Origin of the sequence: Alteromonas sp. P256 (assembly GCF_036864455.1) — a bacterium.
In the GTDB taxonomy this organism is placed as follows: domain Bacteria; phylum Pseudomonadota; class Gammaproteobacteria; order Enterobacterales; family Alteromonadaceae; genus Alteromonas.
This window is the reverse complement of sequence record NZ_JAZETM010000002.1, coordinates 506,475-523,006: the sequence shown is the minus strand read 5'-3', so window position 1 is coordinate 523,006 and position 16,532 is coordinate 506,475. Positions and strand designations below refer to the sequence as shown.

The window sequence follows — 16,532 nt, the reverse complement described above, 5'->3', positions numbered from 1 at the left end:
GTGAATGAAGGAATATGTAAGCTTGATCTGCGCAGGTTTTACAGAAGTCGGTGCACGACATTCCCTGAGTATGCGTCTATGACCAAGTAACTTCTGCTGACCCGAAACTATTGTTATAGATATCGGTCTATCTAAAAATTAACATTCGTGGACAGCAGAAGCATGTTCCTTTTTACTGAATCAAATTGGAAGTAAAAAAGAACGGAACCACTGTAAACAAATTATGGCACTCGCTGCCGCTCGTTGGGACGCAAACACGTGCGCGGCTTCGCCATTATTGCACACGTGTTTGCGCCCCATATTTGGAAGTTAGAAGTACCAGAGGGATCTGAAAATGTCGTATTACAATTCAGTTATATTAAAGACTGCTGCAAAAGTGTCGTTTCTTCATATTTCATGGCTAGTTGCCCTAATTGGTATTCCGATAGTCTTTTTCAGAGACGGCCTTAATTTAATTGAAAAGTCATTGTTATTCGCTGGGTTACTGCTTTTTTTCTGGTTAGTTTATTTATTATGTTGCATTACATTTCATAGGCTAAGCATGCGAAATGAACACAACCGCTTTGGTTATTTAGCGAAAGATGATTTAGAAAAAGGCAAAGAGGTTGGTACACATTTGGAGGGGTGGTAAACATGGTACTTCTAACAAACACATTATGTTCATTCGCTCCGCTCATTGGAACGCATACTCGCTGGCTGGCGCTTCGCGCAAGTATAGCCAGCAAGTCTGCGCCCCATATGTGAAGCGTTATGTGCTTCTACGATATGGATATTTTAATTGTTTGAATTAGCTTTAATAGCATTAATCGCAACTATCCTAAATGCGTTAACTGTAGAGTTTCATTGCAGGCTTCAAACTCGCCATATAGCTAAACAAAGAACAGTTTCTAATTTGATTAAGCATTATCTTTTAATGCTACCTTTTATTTTCGGCATGCTGCTCTTCCTATCTATTATTCAAACCAAAATTAACCAATTGGGTATCAGCTCTATTAGAGAATCTCTGTTGTTATTGGGTTTGGTTGTTCTTTTTTTGTCGCCTTTTATCTATATCATGGACTGGCGCTATCCAGGTTTAGTCAGCAAAATGGAAAACTGGAGAAAATGAGTATCAGATTAAATGCAACTTCTAGGTAATTTTAGGGACGCACATAACAAAAAATCAAGTCACTCACTTCGTTCGCTGGGCCGCATACACGCAGGGCGCTTCGCCATTATGCCCTACATGCCTGCGCCCGTTATTGAAAAGTTAGGTTTTAAGGAGGAAAAATTAAATGAATTCTATATTTGCAGGTGTTGGCGCGATCGGTGCGCTATTTTATTTGATACTCATTTTGCTTTGGATTGCTGTGCCTATTTTTGTCTTTCTGATATCTAAGAGAGTAAAAAATATCAGGGACATTGGCGTTGAGTATGGCAAGGAGCTCAAAGAACTAAATGCTAGCGTTAAATATCTAAAGCGTAAGTACAATGAGTCCGTCGATATATCGAAAGAATAGGTGATAGCGCCTTTTCAAGAATGAGGTTGTATTAGGTCAAACCTAACAATACGCTCACTTCGTTCGCTGGGACGCATTCACGCAGCGCGGCTTCGCCATTATGCCCCACATGTCTGCGCCCATTATTGAAAAGTTATTTGCCAAAATAAGTTAACCAAAACGTCCAAAAATCAGTAAAAGGAATTATTATGAGTTTGAAACCGTTCCCAAATATAAAGCCTAGAAACCTAGGTTTATTGTTATTTATTGCTCGTGTACTCACTTATTTCGGGGTTGTATTAATTGGTGTAGCAATAGCGGTAATTGCAACCACGCTCTTTGCTTATTTTTTTCCAACACCACCAGTAAGTGGCAGTACAGAGACTTATCGTATAGGTCTTGGTGAAGTTAAAGCCGGTTTTCTTATCATTGCTGTAGGCCTTTTTGCCATTGTATTATCAAACATCTTCGCGGCAATTGTGTCTTGGGAAAGCTCGCTTTCAGACGAGGAGCATAATGGCACATAACAAAAAATTATGTCGCCCGCTGCGCGGGCTGGGACGCAAACAGGTGGGCTGCTCACTTCGTTCGGATTTTAGCCCACCTGTCTGCGCCCCTTATTTAAAAGTTATGTGCTTATGGGTAATAAGTCAGATTCTGGACGTTATATAAATACTATTACAAACTCTCACTGGTTTTTGTTCCTTTTTTCTGTCACTTTCGCAGGTTCATTTTATTGGCAAATACCATCTATCTTTGTTTTCGTGATTGGCTCTATTATCGGTATTTACTGTTTCGCTATTCACTCGATTGCTTGGCGTTTTCAAAATGAATTTATACGCTTATTTCTGTTTTTCATGCCTGCTATAGTCTATGTCATTGAATATGAGCTTTATGGGCTTCAAACATTACTATGGGGGTTTATTGTGGCAATGGCTATATGGACAGTTTTCCGTAAAAAAGCACTGCAATACGTGGTTGGCCGCACCTGACAACCCAATAAACTCACTCACTTCGTTCGCTGGGACGCAAACACGCAGGGCGGCTTCGCGATTATGCCGCTACGTCAATGCCCGCTAGCTCAGCGTTATACCCAGAACTTCCCAAACTTAGTGAGTAAGAAATATTCTCAAGGAATAGGTTATTTTAATTAAAGCGATAAAGAGCCAACTTAATCTGAAACCGTATTTTTATGAAAAGTCGGCAAAAGTTGGTAATACTGGATGTATATTGGGAGGGGTCATCGCTTATTTGTTGTTTGTGAAAGCTCTTCCAGTGTTTGGTGTAAACCTTGAAACACCATTGAGGGAGTATAGCGACCACGTTGTGTACTCGGTTTTTGGTTTTGGCATACTGTTACTAATTTGCTGCATATACTTAATCTGTTCGCTTTGCGCAGCAGTTTATTTTTTCTCAATGGTTAAGAGTGGAAACCTTGATTCTGAAGAATACTTCAATATTGTGTTTAAAAGTCAGTACCCAACTCATTGGGAGCGAATGTAAATACTCGAATGTATAACAAAAATTATATTAAGCGTTGACTGCCAAGGAGATCATTGTGGCAATAGATAGAAATGCATGGATTTTTGGTTTAGCCGTTGCAGCAATTGCTGTTCTATTTAGCCTCACTTCGCCCGCTAAACAAGAAAGTATTGCTGCGTACTTTTTAGTGTTTTTCATGTGTGGTATTCCCGCTGGTGTTGGCTTCTTTATCGGACAGCGCTCACACAAACAATCCTTAAAAATTCAGCACATTTTACTTGCTGCTTTTATTACATATTTCCTTACAGATAATAGTGTAAAGCTTATCGGTCTCACCCAAGAGTATTGGTATCTTACTATTGCCGTATTGTTTGCACTATCAACGCTTGTTAGTTGGCGTTTACCAAAAATGTTTAACAAAGTCGAAGCTAACAAATAACTCTTGTCGTTCACGTTGTAGCAAGTGCAGAAAGTTGGGTGTTACCTTTTTTTCAATCAATAGGATGTTGTTATGCTGGGACTACTATGCCCTACCCGCTATATTCCTTTATTTAAAAGTTATTCACCACCATAGGCAGTAACCAATGAAAATGATTACCTGTTTACTCCTAGGTACTGTTGCTTGTTATAGCTCATTTACAATGTCAGACATGTATAAAGATGTTGCTAAAAACCACGGACATTTCGGGCTTAGCACAAATGAAATTGGGAGTCCGAAGCTCTAGGCTAAATATCTAGTACAGCTCAAAAATCTTACATTCACAAGAAAAGATAAATTCGACCCTATCTTGGAGTAGATAAACTATAGATCTGTTTCTCTACTTGAACAATACTCGCCGTGTGAGGTTCTCACAATGCTAGAAGTAGCTAACGAAAAAAATCGTGGGGCAAGTAAGTAAGATAGGCTGACATGAAAACCTGGGGCAAGGCTAAACATAATGCTAATTGGCGTAGCAATTCATAGCAACATGCATCATTCGCTACCATTAAGAGTTGTCACGCTAAGCCGCTGCGCGGTTCGTCGCCCGTGTGCTTTGAATTAAACGCTATAAGGAGAGTACGTGAAAATCTACGGTGATATACAATCCGGAAATTGTTACAAAGTAAAATTGTTATGCTCACTTTTAGAAATTGAGCATGAGTGGGTTCATGTTGATATTCTTGCCGGCGGAACGCAAACTTCTGATTTTTTGTTGAGAAATCCAAATGGTAAAATTCCATTGCTTGAACTACCTGATGGGCGCTGCCTTTTTGAATCTAATGCCATTTTGAACTATTTGGCTATTGGAAGCGAGTTACTGCCAAGAGACAGCTTCGATCTCGCCAAAGTTCAACAGTGGCAGTTTTTTGAGCAGTACAGCCATGAACCGTTTATTGCAGTAGCGCGCTTTATTGCCAAATACTTAGGATTGCCTGAAGATCGCCGTGCCGATTATGAATCAAAGCAGGAAGGCGGCGGCAAAGCTCTATCAGTTATGGAAGCTCAACTTAAAAAAACACCATATTTAGCAGGCGAGCAACTAACTACCGCTGACATTTCACTATATGGCTATACTCATGTAGCCGAAGAAGGTGGATTTAATCTTTCTAATTACCCAGCTATACAAGTGTGGATTGACAGAATTGCCTCTCATCCAAAGTACGTTGGCATGGCATAAGTGGTTATACAAAAGTTATTCACGCCCATTACAATAACGAACGCAAACTCTGCGTAGTATATAGATGAGTTGGGAGCTGTGATAGCCACTGTGGCAACCTGTGTGGCTTTTTATTTTCTAAGAAAAGGAAATGCTGAATTTAAGTTTGTCAAAACGCAAAAAGCCATCAAGCTCGCGGCTACTGACCATTTGCTCAGTTTTGCCATGCCACGTAATTTAGCAAATAGACGGTGACTTCATGGACATTTTGTATATTTGGATTTTTGCTTTTTCAATCGTGATAATACTAGCCGTATTGCGATACATAAAAATTGGACATTATGAGCCCGATAAGGTGCTCCAAGATTTCGGTAATAGCATTTGCGTAAACTATTCAGTTATTGGTAGTAAAACGTTACCAAAGAGTTCTGTAGTGAAGATTCAATTAGCAGGCAACTGCGTAAGTCTTTTTAATAAAAGCGATAACGCTCTAGATATTCATGCTCCCAGAAAAGCGCTTGCTCACAGCTTATTTGTTAGAGCAAAAAAAGTTTTTCCTCACGCGGTGGTTATCGAAGTTGACTGCTAACGAGTAAGAGCAATAACAGGGAAAGTTCTACGAAGATATAGATAAGTTTTATGTTTTGACGCGAATCTAGGTCAGAAACGCACCACTCGATAAATTAGACCGCTCCGCGTAATTTGTTAAAGACGACTTCAGGCTGTTTGCAGCCAAGGCAATTTCTTGGTGAGGGTTTGGCGAAGTAGACATTTGGTTTCAGCTTTTCAGCGACCATGGTGCACAGCACCTGCCTCGCGCTGCTCTTCATAATAGGCAACTTCGTGAAACTCTTTATGCGTATCCAATCCGATAAAAATCATGCTATGTTTGTTCATGCTAGCCTCCAGATTAATTTAGTATTGAACAAACTAATTATAGTTTTGGTCGGCACCCGATGGCTTTCGATCTAACCCACGAAGATGCGGAGGCTAGCATTTCTCAGGGAGTCATTGTATCTATATGCACTTTAAGAATTTCAGCCAGAAACGGAGTTTTAGATTTTGAAAATTGTTTTTTTAGTACTTACAACGTTCTTTTCAATCGGAATTAATGCGTCGAATTTCGTAAGCATGAAAATTCCCCAATCAACAATTATGGTAGAGGCACCAAATATAATTGTAGCGTTGCCGCCATCTTATAAGTCAGATACAACAAAAAAATATCCGGTTTTATTTGTTCTAGATGGTGAAACCAATGGTGAGCTGATTGATGGAATGCTGCAAAGGCTACATTTATCTAACGGCTCAAATGAGCATATTATTGTCGGCGTTACTAGCAGTAATCGTCTACGAGATTTTGCGCCCACAGTAAACAAAGATCCAAGAGGGCCCGTTGGAGAAGGCGGTGGTGGTGATAAATTTTTGGATTTTTTAGAGACGGAGCTTATCCCAGAAGTAAATACAAAGTACCGAACTAATGACCATAATGTAATTGCAGGCCATTCAATTGCAGGTCTTTTAGTTATTCATAGCTTCCAATCACGTCCTAATTTATTTCAGGGGCATTTAGCATTCAGCCCTGCTGTTTGGTGGGGAGAGCGAGAAACATCACAAGCTACAAAAAAATATGTCACCACAGCCAAACATATTCAAAATTATCTTTATATGGCTATAGGTAGTGAAGATGGCGAGATGCGACAAGTTTATGATTCTCTAGCTCAAACAATTTTAAGAAATCGTAATATTGATTTTAATGTGCGATTTGATGAGTTTGAACATGAGGGTCATGATTTTACTATGGCGGCCGGACTCTATAATTCCCTTAAAGGATTATTTCAGTATCAACAAAAGCTCGGCATATAAAAAGCTGTTGCGAAAAACTATCAAGGTTTTGGGCTTAGCGAAGACAAAATAGGGATTGCAAAGCTCCAGGGTGAATGCCTGGTGCAGCTCAAAGGTCTAACATTCAAAAGAAAAGATAATTTTGACCCTATATCGGAGTGGATAAACTATAGATCCGTTTCTCTACTTGAACAACACTCGCCATGTGAGGTATCAATAATGCTAGAAGTAGCTAACGAAAAGGTTCGTGGAGCAAGCGAGTAAAATTTAAAGTTAAAATTTTTAAGGAAGAAAATATGAAGAAGTTTTTAGTGATTGTTTTCATGGGGTTATTAACTGGTTGCGCATCAATTAATTACTCGGATATTGAAAATAGCGAAGCGACAGTCAGCAACATCAAAGTTGTGGAATTTGGTGAGGTTGGAACTGATGAACATCAGCTTGATGTGAAATTCGATTACAGCATAACTAATTATCACGATACTTTTAAGCTATACACGTGCTCAGTTTTGTTTGCGAATTCTCACGATGAATTGGTAACTACATCCAAAAAAAGAAATCCTTGCGTTATAGACGCTAAAAATGGCTCGATATCAGTCAAGTGGGACACTCCTTTATCAACGAGTGCGGGCTATTCAAACCAAGCTTTGGGTAAGTTGGTTTTTCCTTTTAAGTTTTTCGTAGCGATACATCAAAAGAAATCCAGGAATACAAACCATATTATTGGTAAAAGCGACGCGCTTTTTTTAAGCCCAAAAAACATAAGTACTCAATAGACTTACTCAGCTCGTCCGATGGGTTGCATAAAGTGGGCTGCTTCGCATTATAGCCCACTCCCCTGCGCCAGTGATTTAAGAGTAAATTGCCTAGAGGGAGAATTTAAATGGGATTTGAAATTTGGTACGCCGCGATTGGAATTGCAATTCTACTCAAAACAGTTGTTTCAATATTTCTTGGCCGTCGCGATGATTTAGAAACCTTTCAGAAAAGTGCTCAGATATTTTTTGTTTGGTTAGTCCCGTTTTTCGGAGCTATAGGGTTATGGTTGTTAAACCGTAGTCAGGATACGCCAGTAAGAGCCTAAAAAAGTTTTGGAGGCGGCCCGCAAGATAGCAGTGGCGGCGGATCCTCGGGTGACTAGTTGTATATAACAGTCACCCTAACGCTCGCTGCACTCGTTACTATAGTTTGTATCACTATAGTTTAAGTGTTTTGTCCGTTAAGCGCTCTTAATTTGCTGTTAAAGGAATTCAACATATGTTGAGCAATGAAGCATCCATTCAAAAAAGCTTGTTAGTCTTTAGCCATTTATTCGTAGGCTTTTCTCTTATCGGGCTAGGAATAGTTCGAGATAATCTTGGTGCGGAAGGGATATGGTTTATCCTTTTAGCGCTTACTTTACATTTTAAAATGAAAGTAGCTTGGGTTGGAATGCTCGCTACAGCTGCATTCAGCGCTCTCATATGCCTAAATCTAATTATTTCATTGCTCCCCCCATCTTTAAACGCAGGCTTGCACTTTAGCGCTAACAACAGCCAACTTTTTCAAATAGGCTCGATAACACACTTATTATTGGCTATTCTATGGACTGCGTATTTTGCACTGCAGTTTTACTTTTTAAACCAGCCAGCCAATAAGGCTTATTTTATACGCACAAGGCACCAAAGAAACACAGGAAGTTAATATGAGTGCAAAAGCTCGCAAAATTTTGGAAGCTTTGGAATCGTCCGGTAAAGAGGGTCGAGGAATAATTACACTCTCCTTAGAAACTGGTTATAGCCAATCAGATTTACGAAGCTTTTTTAATAAAAATAAAAAGTTCTGCGTTCCATTAAATGGACAAACCAAATATAAATTATGTCAATTTACTGAAGAACGAAGTTCAGTTGATGAGATGGTGGCGGAAATTGAACGGCAGAAAGTGGAAGCGCGAGTATCTAGGTCGTTTAGCTGCGGTTTAATTGCGGGATTGTTTATAGCGAGTATTGATAGCTTTATTGGTCTGTTGTTTTGACTACAGCCAATAACGAGCCAGATTACATTAAATAAGAAGGATATTTGATTATGAAACTAGGAACAAAACTTGGCCTTTCATTCAGCGTTTTGGGTTGTGCGGTCGGCGCATACCTTGGGCTCTCCCCTGTTTTTGCAGAGTTACAGTCTGGTGCCCTATCTGGCCAAGAAGCCGGGTTAATATTCAGTTTTGTGGGCATGCTCATAGGCATCACAGTAGCAACGGCGAGTATTCTAGCTTCGAAAAAGCACGCCGTATAATACACCTATTAATGCTTTTAAGATTTTCGATAGCGCGTTCGCTCGAATAGAGTGCGCTGTTATGCCCATCAAACTTGCTTTAGAAGTTTGAGGATTAGATGACTCGATGAATATCTCATTTTTACGCACTGAAGATTTAACGCGAGCTGCCAGTATCACGTTCGACAACATGCGAGTTTATTACCAGCAATTCGCCCCAGCGTGGGACGTGTCGAAAGTATTTGAGGCAACATTAGAACTTGAAAATTATGACATCATATTTCAGCAACAGGTTGTTGGCGTTATGCGGTTGCAATTAAATGATGACTGCTATGTTTTACGAGATTTACAGATTATTGATTCGGCAAAAAACAAAGGCATTGGCAGAGCATCGTTAAATGAGGCTAAAAGGCGTGCGTTAAATGCAAATTTAAACACCCTCACACTTAGGGTGTTTGAAAGTAGCCCGGCAGTTGCTTTTTATGAAAGAAATGGTTTTGTTATACAAAGTGAAGATGAACGCTTTTTCAATATGATAGCGAAAATATCTTAGCTTCACGCTATAGTGGCTAAATAGCCAAGCAAGCAAATAAAGTAGTGCAGCGCGCTCATAAAATGGATACGCATTCAACAGCATTATAAATATGCCATGCACTTACAGGGAATTCATGATGAAAAATATTTTTTTACTACTAGCTTTTGCTCTAGCAGGCTGCACGTCCACAACGTTGCCTCCTACAACTGCCACTTACCCCCTTTCTGACTCAATGAAAATTATTGAAGCCGCGGCTAACGCTGCCCCCAGAGGTGTTGTTGGAGAGTATACCCTTCGCATAGTCGCCGCAGGCAGTCAAGGTCACTTTGTTTATCTTAATACAGAAGCCGATTATCGCGACCAGCGCGCCGTAACGGTAGCCCTGCCCCCACGAGTCATTAAGCAACTCACAGCTTATTATAAAATGCCTCCGCAAGAGTTTTTTATCGGCAAAAAAATAGTGGTGAGAGGAAAAGCGCAGCGAGTAAAGATAGCGTTTTTGGCAGAAGGTAAACGCACAGATAAATACTATTACCAAACACACATAAGGTTGATGGATATAGCGCAGTTAAAAGTTGTTGATGAGCCCGTTTAATAAAAGAAAGGTAATGGAAATAGTATGTCTAATTTGAAAAAAACTGGAACCTGGTTACTGTTAGGTATTGCCGCGGTGGCGTTTATTGCCGCTGTGTTTGTACTTGGTTCCACACTTGGTAGTCTGTATGCCGCTGGCTCAATCGACCTATCGTTTCCTCAGGTTGGTGTGCTTTGCGGTGGGATTGTGGCCATATCATTATTAATACGTTGCATTAAACAACTAAGAAATGATGCCGAATATACGGAAGTGTTAACCAATGAAATGCCCTAGAACGCACTCCACGTTAAAAAAAGTCAGTGTAGGAAAAGTCCCCGTTTATTACAGTGAAGCATGCGGCGGCGTGCTATTGGAAAATAATACCCTGAGTCACTTTGAAAACCCTCAAGATAAAAAAGGCAACGTTTTAGCTAAGCATTTAAGTCAGTTTCATTGTGAGCTGGAGACGAAGGACAAACGCATACGCTGCCCTAAGTGCCCGGACACTGTAATGCTTCAGCGATTTTATAGCCCTTTGCACGCGGTGGAAATTGACGAATGCCCAGGGTGTGGTGCTATTTGGTTAGATACTGGCGAACTCGGAAAAATTCAGTCGCTAATGCTTAATGAAAAGGAACGTGCCCTTTTACGCAACGAGCTAATGAAGAAGCATGAAAGAATAGAAATAAAAGGCATGCCTCACCAACACGATAATTGGAGTCGCCGCAGCGATAAAGTAGATGCTTTTTTTGATTTAGCATCTTATATATCGAATAGCTGGTAGGCCATTGTCAGGCGCTCCGACTTAACAAAAGACCAAATACCTCTCACTACGAATTTGAGTTAACGAATGTTGTCTGCTAAGTTTTTTAAGAACTAATTATTAACGGTGAGCAATTGAACCTAAGACTCAAAAGGGATATTTATGTCTAAAAGAATTCAACCTCTATCAACCCTGCTTCTCTTTCTATCCTTATCGGTAAATGTGTCTGCAAATAGCGAAAGCTCAAGCAGCCAACAATTGAAATCTAATATCGAGCTTTCAGACTACAGAGACTATGCAGACTATCTTAATTTGCCAATCGACGAATATTATAAATTCGTTTCCGCGTATGGCATCAATAATAAATCTAGTCACTTACCAAATTTTATCGATATTCAAAACCACCCAGCATTTCTTAGTCTGCTCAATTCAGACAAAGATGAATCAGTTCCGAAAACACTGGTTAAAGAAGTGGAGCAATTGTTTGATACGAATAAAAAAATATTTGCGGAATATATGGGGTGGTCTTTGGATAGGCTAAAATTTACGCAGACAAGGTTTAGTGAACTTACTCGGGTGGTAGACGGTTTAGCACCAGTAACAAAACGAAAAAGCACTTCATCTATAAAAAAACCAGACGACGAAACTGACGCACTTGTAGTGGTAGCGAATAAAGAAATTATAAAGCAAACATCATCAGCTTCTTTCACCAATTTGACCCCGACAATTTTGAACTTTGCCATAAATTCAAACAATGGGCTGGGTGGAACCTTTACCGTTAAATTTAAAACAAACACCGGGGTGTATGGAGAGCAACAATGGTATGCGAATAGATTCAGTGCTTACCCCGTAAAAAATATTGTTTGTAAATCTGAGCAATGCGGACCTAGTTCAATTTAAATAGAAAGCACCATGCGTATGACCGCCTTTATTCAACCGGGCGGTTCGATATGCGATAAATTGCAACTCTACACTACAGCGCTTCACTACGACGCTACATTAGTGGCTTTCGATTGCTCTACCCCGTTTTAAAAAGGTCGTTTCTAACAACATAGCTCTTTATTAGAAAGGCCCCATATTTGCCTACGAACTCCTACTCGATATCCATAGCCCAATAAATAATTCTTTTTTCTGTGTAATAAATTCTTCAGCTTAAAGACTACTTAGTTTGAAAGCTGAATATCACAGCTTAAGACATCAACTTTGAGCTAATTTTAAGGACAGAAAAAGAATGGAATATATCAACACAGTTTTGGAAAGCGGCAACTACGCATTTATTGGGTTTGTAATTCTTGGCGTAATTGTATTGTGGTTTCTCCCAGCTATGCTAGCCCTTATTTTTAATAGAAAGCACTTTAAATATATAGTGCTAGCATGCATTCCTGCTGGCTTTTCTGTTATTGCATGGGTAGGTGTTTTAATTTGGGCAACTACAGGCAAAGTGTTTTCCAAACACGCCCATCAAATAAAAAATGAAGCTTAGGCAGCACTAAAAAAGAAGTAGTGATGTCGACACGTGCGAAACTAAAATGTTTCGGCAATTGAGCTCGGCTTTATTCTATGTGTAAGGCCTATTTCATTTTATTTACATTCACCAAAATATAACTCAGTATATAAATTACCTAATCGTCATATTGGTTTAAAGCGTGTCGCGGCAGCCACCTAGCTTTGCATTTTAGCCGGTTTGAAAAGCGAAAAGGCCCCAATTTAACTTGGTAACCAATTAGTTTAACGCTACCAACAGGATGAACATATGCTAAGTCAATTCTCTAAAAATATAGCTGATAGCGTACAGGCAGAGATAGCTATGGCCGCTAAAAAAGAAGCAAATGGCGATGTTGCCGCCTCTTTTCGTCATCTTGAAACTGCGCATGTATTAGGACAAGAATCTACATGGTGGCATGTGAAAGCTCATATTCTCATGTTTGGCTGGGCGTTTCGGCAGAAAGATGTAAAAGAGTGTTTAGGGCAAGTTTTTCGTATTTTCGGAGCTGCTACCAAAACAGCTGTAGGTTTAGTGCCCGCGGGAAATACCGGTGGCTCGAACATTAGCCCATTTAAAACGCTACCAATTAAAGCAGAAATTCAGCACGCTATTTTAATAGCCAAAGGAAATGGCTAACCGCGATCACTTTATGATTTTTGTAGCGCCCCCTAGCTTTTATGCGCCTAACCACAATATTGACTAAACGGGTAATTCAATGGAAAACAATAGCGCGTTAGATCTAGTTTCACTTGCCAATGAACTTGAAGCTTTTATTCAAGTTTGCGTACCGGATAGTAGAACAGTAAATAAATACGGCGGCACCCTATTTACCTTGAAGCCAGATGAAAAAGAGGGGCAGTTTTGCGGTGTTTTTATTTACTCGGCCCATGTACAGCTGTCATTCAGTCATGGCCCTCAACTTGTAGATGAACGCAATATGTTATGTGGCACTGGAAAATATAGGCGACATATTAATTTTAAACGTGTAGATGACATTGACTACCCTTACATTGAAGCGCTTTTATGCCAGGCATCCGCATTTTAACGTCAATACCAAAGTCGTAAGTGTGCTGTCACACAATGTTATGATACTGTTAACAGCATATTAAATATAACATTTTTGAGTGAGCACACATGACTGTAGATATACATTTGCCAAGCATTATGAAAGTGGGTGGAGGCGCTATTTCACAGCTTCAGGATATGCTTGCTACCTTGGGTGTAAAACGGCCGTGTATTATTGCCGATCCCATCATGGTGACATTAGGCAAAGTGGAAAATATTACGTCATCGCTTTCAGCTTATGCCAACGACATCCAGGTTTTTAGTGATGTAATGCCCGAGCCCGACGATAGATCTATCGATGGTGCGGTAGCCCTAGTTAAACAGCAGCAGTGTGATGGCTTAATTGCACTTGGTGGTGGTAGCGCAATTGATAGTGCCAAGGCCATTGCACTTTTGGCAACCCACGGCGGGCACATGAGAGACTACAAAGTACCCCGTGTAGTTTCAGAGCAGAGTATTCCAATTATAGCCATTCCAACCACAGCAGGCACAGGGTCTGAGTGCACGCGAGTAACTGTGATAAGCGACTCACAATCTGCTGAAAAAATGCTGTGTATGGGCCCGGGGTTAATGCCTAAAGCGGCCATCCTAGACTATGAACTTACGCTGTCAGTACCTTATCGGGTGGCGGCAGATACGGGGTTAGATGCCCTTACTCACGCAATTGAAGCTTATGTGAGTAGAAAATCCAACCCGTTTAGCGATCAACAGGCCATTGCTGCTATGCGATTGATAGCCCCACACCTTATTGCAGCATGCAAAAATCCAGATAATATTAAAGCCAAAGAGGCCATGATGCTGGGCGCAAGCTTGGCTGGCTTAGCATTCTCAAATGCGTCAGTTGCATTGGTACATGGTATGAGTAGGCCCCTCGGTGTGCACTTTCATGTACCCCACGGCATGAGTAACGCAATGCTTCTGCCTATAGTAACCGCGTATTCGCTTTCGGGAAGTCCATCTAAGTATGCTGAGGTTGCTCATCACTTAGGCTTAACTGGCGAGCCAGGTAGTACTGGTACTCACGAAAATGCCCATAAAAAGCTCATCGACTTTTTGCACCATTTAAATCGTGAGCTTGACGTTCCTACCATGTCTTCATTTGGCATTGAAAAAGGGCCCTACGACAACATAATCGAACTGATGGCAACGCAAGCATTGGCTTCCGGATCGCCGGCTAATAACCCTAAAGTGCCTAAGCCTGAAGAATTAGAGCGGCTTTACCGTGATGCGTATGCCTAGCACGTGTCGATAGCAAAAATAGTCGTAACAGCAGGCAGTGAGGTTAGTTTTTTGCTGCCTTAATTCCCTGCATAAGTAGTCTATCTAGTGCATTGGCGAAATTTTGCTTATCGCGTTGAGAAAACGCTTTAGGCCCGCCCGTATGCTCACCGCTAGAACGCATGGTATCCATGAAATCGCGCATTGTCAGCGCAGCCCGTATTGATGATTTATCAAATTCATCACCACGGGTATTCACTGCACTCGCACCTTTAGCCAGTATGTCCGCTGCCAGTGGAATATCGTTGGTAATCGCTAAATCACCCGCTTCAATTTTTTCTACAATATAGTCATCTGCCGCATCAAAACCCGAGGGAACTACGGTGAGTGTGATGTGCTTGTCGGGTGGAACCGACATTGAGTGGTTGGCAACTAAAGATAAAGGCAGCCCTGTGCGTCGGGCTGCCTTAAATAAGATTTCTTTAATTGCACCGGGACACGCGTCTGCGTCTACCCATATATGCATGGTGCTAGTCTCTCGTATATTTTTACACGCTACAACGTGTAACCATCCTCTTTACGCTAGCATACCACCATCAACTGTTACTGTCGTGCCTGTAGTGTAGGTAGACGCGTCGGAAACAAGGTATAACACGGTGCCAGCCATTTCGTCCGGATCGGCCACTCTGCCAAGCGGAATCACTTTAAGCGCGTGCTTTAAAATTTGATCGTTAGAGGTCAGCGCTGAAGCAAACTTGGTATCGGTTAACCCTGGTAATAATGCATTAACGCGAATATTTAAGCTGCCGCATTCTTTCGCGAATGATTTGGTCATGCTTATCACCGCTGCTTTGGTAATAGAGTAAATACCTTGCATGTCACCTGGGGTTACACCATTTACCGAGGCCGTATTTAATATTACGCCACCGCCCTGCTCTTTCATCATTTTGCCCGCTTCAATAGACATGAAGAAGTAGCCGCGAATGTTGACGTCTACGGTTTTATTATAAGCGCCCAGATCGGTGTCTAGAATATGGCCGAAATACGGGTTTGCCGCCGCATTATTCACCAAGATGTCTAGCTTTTTGAAGTCTCGCTTAATAGTGGCAAATGTTTCAGTAATTTGCTCCATTTCGCCTACATGACAGGCCAGTGCTGTTGCTTTACCGCCTGCATCGCGAATAGATGAAGCTACCGCTTCGCAGCCGTCTATCTTGCGGCTTGAAACAATAACGTGAGCGCCATACTGAGCTAGCAAACGAGCAATAGACTCACCAATACCACGGCTTGCGCCTGTTACTAGCGCTACTTTTCCTGTTAGATCGAATAAATCTTTCATCGTTATAATCCTTATTCTGTGTTCTTTGCTGTATTTTTCTGTGTTGCCTTTAGGCTAACATGCCGCCATCAAGTACTACTGATTGGCCTGTCATAAACGACGATTCATCGCTACATAACCACGCAATAGCATTGGCAATTTCTTCTGGTTTACCCAAGCGCTTCATTGGATTAGCGCCCACTAAGCCTTTTTGACCACGTTCATCGAGTTTAGACAGTACGCCTTGAACCATAGGAGTATCAACAAAGCTTGGGCATACTGCATTAATGCGAATGTTAGCTCGGGCATATTCTACCGCTGCCGACTTGGTAAGACCGATAACACCGTGCTTCGACGCGCTATAGGCACTGATCATGGGAGCAGAGCGAAGGCCAGCAACAGAGGCTATATTAATAATGTGGCCGCCGCCGGTTGCAGTCATATGCTTAAGGGCATTTTTCATGCAATACCACACGCCCGCTAAATTAACCTGAATGTTTTTCATAAACATGGCATCGTCTACCTCTGTAAGAGGCGCAGGGAAGTGATCGATACCGGCATTGTTAATCACCACGTCTACTTTTTCGTGCTGAGAATATGCCGTTTCAAACATGGCTTTAACTTGCTCGGGGTCGGTTACGTCAACTGCAACCGCATAGGCTTTACCACCAGCTTGCTTTAGCTCTTCAACAAGGGCTTTCGCATTATCAAGGTTTAAGTCTGCTACCCCGACAAGTGCGCCTCGCTCACACAACACTTTTGCAGATGCCGCGCCAATTCCAGAGCCACCACCCGTAATTAAAATATGTTTATTTTGTACATTTGCCGCTACGTTCATGCATGTTGCTCCACGTTTTATTGGCGATACTTATGCTTCACAA

The 16,532-nt window shown here is 41.2% G+C and carries 25 protein-coding genes; 22 read left to right on the top strand and 3 right to left on the bottom strand.

Annotated features, from left to right (window positions below; translation table 11 throughout):
* The first annotated feature begins 334 nt into the window (after positions 1–334).
* From V7R39_RS05655 to V7R39_RS05545, 22 genes are all read left to right on the top strand, one after another.
* Positions 335–631, top strand: a complete 297-nt coding sequence (locus V7R39_RS05655) for a hypothetical protein (RefSeq protein ID WP_334029102.1) — start codon at positions 335–337, stop codon at positions 629–631.
* Between the two features lie 147 nt (positions 632–778).
* Positions 779–1,108 (top strand): hypothetical protein, encoded by a 330-nt coding sequence (locus V7R39_RS05650; protein WP_334029100.1) that lies wholly within the window; start codon positions 779–781, stop codon positions 1,106–1,108.
* Positions 1,109–1,274: 166 nt separating this feature from the next.
* Positions 1,275–1,499: a hypothetical protein gene (locus V7R39_RS05645; protein WP_334029098.1), complete on the top strand. Its 225-nt coding sequence runs from the start codon at positions 1,275–1,277 to the stop codon at positions 1,497–1,499.
* Positions 1,500–1,687: 188 nt separating this feature from the next.
* Positions 1,688–2,005 (top strand): hypothetical protein, encoded by a 318-nt coding sequence (locus V7R39_RS05640; RefSeq protein WP_334029095.1) that lies wholly within the window; start codon positions 1,688–1,690, stop codon positions 2,003–2,005.
* A 111-nt stretch (positions 2,006–2,116) separates the two neighbouring features.
* On the top strand, positions 2,117–2,470 hold the full coding sequence (locus V7R39_RS05635; protein ID WP_334029092.1) for a hypothetical protein: 354 nt from the start codon (positions 2,117–2,119) through the stop codon (positions 2,468–2,470).
* A gap of 566 nt (positions 2,471–3,036) precedes the next feature.
* The gene (locus V7R39_RS05630; RefSeq protein WP_334029090.1) at positions 3,037–3,399 is read left to right on the top strand and encodes a hypothetical protein; all 363 of its coding nucleotides are present in this window, start codon (positions 3,037–3,039) and stop codon (positions 3,397–3,399) included.
* Positions 3,400–4,021: 622 nt separating this feature from the next.
* Positions 4,022–4,618, top strand: a complete 597-nt coding sequence (locus tag V7R39_RS05625) for a glutathione S-transferase family protein (protein WP_334029087.1) — start codon at positions 4,022–4,024, stop codon at positions 4,616–4,618.
* Between the two features lie 1,041 nt (positions 4,619–5,659).
* Positions 5,660–6,460 (top strand): alpha/beta hydrolase, encoded by an 801-nt coding sequence (locus V7R39_RS05615; RefSeq protein ID WP_334029084.1) that lies wholly within the window; start codon positions 5,660–5,662, stop codon positions 6,458–6,460.
* A 275-nt stretch (positions 6,461–6,735) separates the two neighbouring features.
* Entirely contained in the window at positions 6,736–7,215 is a 480-nt protein-coding gene (locus V7R39_RS05610) for a hypothetical protein (RefSeq protein ID WP_334029082.1), read from the top strand.
* 107 nt (positions 7,216–7,322) lie between these two features.
* Positions 7,323–7,523: a hypothetical protein gene (locus V7R39_RS05605; RefSeq protein WP_334029081.1), complete on the top strand. Its 201-nt coding sequence runs from the start codon at positions 7,323–7,325 to the stop codon at positions 7,521–7,523.
* A gap of 173 nt (positions 7,524–7,696) precedes the next feature.
* Entirely contained in the window at positions 7,697–8,122 is a 426-nt protein-coding gene (locus V7R39_RS05600) for a hypothetical protein (RefSeq protein WP_334029079.1), read from the top strand.
* Between the two features lies 1 nt (position 8,123).
* The gene (locus V7R39_RS05595) at positions 8,124–8,453 is read left to right on the top strand and encodes a hypothetical protein (protein WP_334029077.1); all 330 of its coding nucleotides are present in this window, start codon (positions 8,124–8,126) and stop codon (positions 8,451–8,453) included.
* A gap of 50 nt (positions 8,454–8,503) precedes the next feature.
* Positions 8,504–8,713 carry a hypothetical protein gene (locus V7R39_RS05590; RefSeq protein ID WP_334029074.1) on the top strand — a complete coding sequence of 70 codons (210 nt, stop codon included), beginning with the start codon at positions 8,504–8,506 and terminating at the stop codon, positions 8,711–8,713.
* Positions 8,714–8,819: 106 nt separating this feature from the next.
* Entirely contained in the window at positions 8,820–9,245 is a 426-nt protein-coding gene (locus V7R39_RS05585; RefSeq protein ID WP_334029072.1) for a GNAT family N-acetyltransferase, read from the top strand.
* Between the two features lie 118 nt (positions 9,246–9,363).
* Positions 9,364–9,822 (top strand): hypothetical protein, encoded by a 459-nt coding sequence (locus V7R39_RS05580; RefSeq protein WP_334029070.1) that lies wholly within the window; start codon positions 9,364–9,366, stop codon positions 9,820–9,822.
* 24 nt (positions 9,823–9,846) lie between these two features.
* Positions 9,847–10,095 carry a hypothetical protein gene (locus tag V7R39_RS05575; RefSeq protein ID WP_334029068.1) on the top strand — a complete coding sequence of 83 codons (249 nt, stop codon included), beginning with the start codon at positions 9,847–9,849 and terminating at the stop codon, positions 10,093–10,095.
* Complete coding sequence (locus V7R39_RS05570; RefSeq protein WP_334029066.1) at positions 10,082–10,585, top strand: TFIIB-type zinc ribbon-containing protein; 504 nt, start codon at positions 10,082–10,084, stop codon at positions 10,583–10,585. Before V7R39_RS05575 ends, V7R39_RS05570 begins: the two co-directional genes overlap by 14 nt.
* Positions 10,586–10,726: 141 nt before the next feature.
* Entirely contained in the window at positions 10,727–11,464 is a 738-nt protein-coding gene (locus V7R39_RS05565; RefSeq protein WP_334029063.1) for a hypothetical protein, read from the top strand.
* Positions 11,465–11,795: 331 nt separating this feature from the next.
* Positions 11,796–12,047, top strand: coding sequence for a superinfection immunity protein (locus tag V7R39_RS05560; RefSeq protein ID WP_032095849.1), 252 nt, complete (start codon positions 11,796–11,798; stop codon positions 12,045–12,047).
* A 270-nt stretch (positions 12,048–12,317) separates the two neighbouring features.
* Complete coding sequence (locus V7R39_RS05555) at positions 12,318–12,686, top strand: DUF3703 domain-containing protein (protein WP_334029060.1); 369 nt, start codon at positions 12,318–12,320, stop codon at positions 12,684–12,686.
* 79 nt (positions 12,687–12,765) lie between these two features.
* On the top strand, positions 12,766–13,095 hold the full coding sequence (locus V7R39_RS05550) for a DUF1801 domain-containing protein (RefSeq protein WP_334029058.1): 330 nt from the start codon (positions 12,766–12,768) through the stop codon (positions 13,093–13,095).
* An 89-nt stretch (positions 13,096–13,184) separates the two neighbouring features.
* Positions 13,185–14,354 (top strand): iron-containing alcohol dehydrogenase, encoded by a 1,170-nt coding sequence (locus tag V7R39_RS05545; RefSeq protein ID WP_334029056.1) that lies wholly within the window; start codon positions 13,185–13,187, stop codon positions 14,352–14,354.
* Positions 14,355–14,397: 43 nt separating this feature from the next.
* On the opposite strand, the gene V7R39_RS05540 is transcribed toward V7R39_RS05545, so the two are convergent.
* Genes V7R39_RS05540 through V7R39_RS05530 form a run of 3 tightly spaced genes read right to left on the bottom strand, consistent with a single transcriptional unit; the run spans position 14,398 to position 16,489 of the window.
* Positions 14,398–14,859 (bottom strand): YaiI/YqxD family protein, encoded by a 462-nt coding sequence (locus V7R39_RS05540; protein ID WP_334029054.1) that lies wholly within the window; start codon positions 14,857–14,859, stop codon positions 14,398–14,400.
* A 51-nt stretch (positions 14,860–14,910) separates the two neighbouring features.
* Positions 14,911–15,672 carry an SDR family oxidoreductase gene (locus tag V7R39_RS05535; protein ID WP_334029052.1) on the bottom strand — a complete coding sequence of 254 codons (762 nt, stop codon included), beginning with the start codon at positions 15,670–15,672 and terminating at the stop codon, positions 14,911–14,913.
* 49 nt (positions 15,673–15,721) lie between these two features.
* Entirely contained in the window at positions 15,722–16,489 is a 768-nt protein-coding gene (locus V7R39_RS05530) for an SDR family NAD(P)-dependent oxidoreductase (RefSeq protein ID WP_334029050.1), read from the bottom strand.
* Between the last annotated feature and the right edge of the window lie 43 nt (positions 16,490–16,532).

What these genes read in the sequence shown, in the direction of transcription:
- V7R39_RS05655 (WP_334029102.1), top strand. Translation starts at nt 335, where the DNA reads ATGTCGTATTACAATTCAGTTATATTAAAGACTGCTGCAAAAGTGTCG.
- V7R39_RS05645 (WP_334029098.1), top strand. Translation starts at nt 1,275, where the DNA reads ATGAATTCTATATTTGCAGGTGTTGGCGCGATCGGTGCGCTATTTTAT.
- V7R39_RS05640 (WP_334029095.1), top strand. Translation starts at nt 1,688, where the DNA reads ATGAGTTTGAAACCGTTCCCAAATATAAAGCCTAGAAACCTAGGTTTA.
- V7R39_RS05635 (WP_334029092.1), top strand. Translation starts at nt 2,117, where the DNA reads ATGGGTAATAAGTCAGATTCTGGACGTTATATAAATACTATTACAAAC.
- V7R39_RS05610 (WP_334029082.1), top strand. Translation starts at nt 6,736, where the DNA reads ATGAAGAAGTTTTTAGTGATTGTTTTCATGGGGTTATTAACTGGTTGC.
- V7R39_RS05605 (WP_334029081.1), top strand. Translation starts at nt 7,323, where the DNA reads ATGGGATTTGAAATTTGGTACGCCGCGATTGGAATTGCAATTCTACTC.
- V7R39_RS05600 (WP_334029079.1), top strand. Translation starts at nt 7,697, where the DNA reads ATGTTGAGCAATGAAGCATCCATTCAAAAAAGCTTGTTAGTCTTTAGC.
- V7R39_RS05595 (WP_334029077.1), top strand. Translation starts at nt 8,124, where the DNA reads ATGAGTGCAAAAGCTCGCAAAATTTTGGAAGCTTTGGAATCGTCCGGT.
- V7R39_RS05590 (WP_334029074.1), top strand. Translation starts at nt 8,504, where the DNA reads ATGAAACTAGGAACAAAACTTGGCCTTTCATTCAGCGTTTTGGGTTGT.
- V7R39_RS05585 (WP_334029072.1), top strand. Translation starts at nt 8,820, where the DNA reads ATGAATATCTCATTTTTACGCACTGAAGATTTAACGCGAGCTGCCAGT.
- V7R39_RS05580 (WP_334029070.1), top strand. Translation starts at nt 9,364, where the DNA reads ATGAAAAATATTTTTTTACTACTAGCTTTTGCTCTAGCAGGCTGCACG.
- V7R39_RS05575 (WP_334029068.1), top strand. Translation starts at nt 9,847, where the DNA reads ATGTCTAATTTGAAAAAAACTGGAACCTGGTTACTGTTAGGTATTGCC.
- V7R39_RS05570 (WP_334029066.1), top strand. Translation starts at nt 10,082, where the DNA reads ATGAAATGCCCTAGAACGCACTCCACGTTAAAAAAAGTCAGTGTAGGA.
- V7R39_RS05565 (WP_334029063.1), top strand. Translation starts at nt 10,727, where the DNA reads ATGTCTAAAAGAATTCAACCTCTATCAACCCTGCTTCTCTTTCTATCC.
- V7R39_RS05560 (WP_032095849.1), top strand. Translation starts at nt 11,796, where the DNA reads ATGGAATATATCAACACAGTTTTGGAAAGCGGCAACTACGCATTTATT.
- V7R39_RS05555 (WP_334029060.1), top strand. Translation starts at nt 12,318, where the DNA reads ATGCTAAGTCAATTCTCTAAAAATATAGCTGATAGCGTACAGGCAGAG.
- V7R39_RS05550 (WP_334029058.1), top strand. Translation starts at nt 12,766, where the DNA reads ATGGAAAACAATAGCGCGTTAGATCTAGTTTCACTTGCCAATGAACTT.
- V7R39_RS05545 (WP_334029056.1), top strand. Translation starts at nt 13,185, where the DNA reads ATGACTGTAGATATACATTTGCCAAGCATTATGAAAGTGGGTGGAGGC.
- V7R39_RS05540 (WP_334029054.1), bottom strand. Translation starts at nt 14,859, where the DNA reads ATGCATATATGGGTAGACGCAGACGCGTGTCCCGGTGCAATTAAAGAA.
- V7R39_RS05535 (WP_334029052.1), bottom strand. Translation starts at nt 15,672, where the DNA reads ATGAAAGATTTATTCGATCTAACAGGAAAAGTAGCGCTAGTAACAGGC.
- V7R39_RS05530 (WP_334029050.1), bottom strand. Translation starts at nt 16,489, where the DNA reads ATGAACGTAGCGGCAAATGTACAAAATAAACATATTTTAATTACGGGT.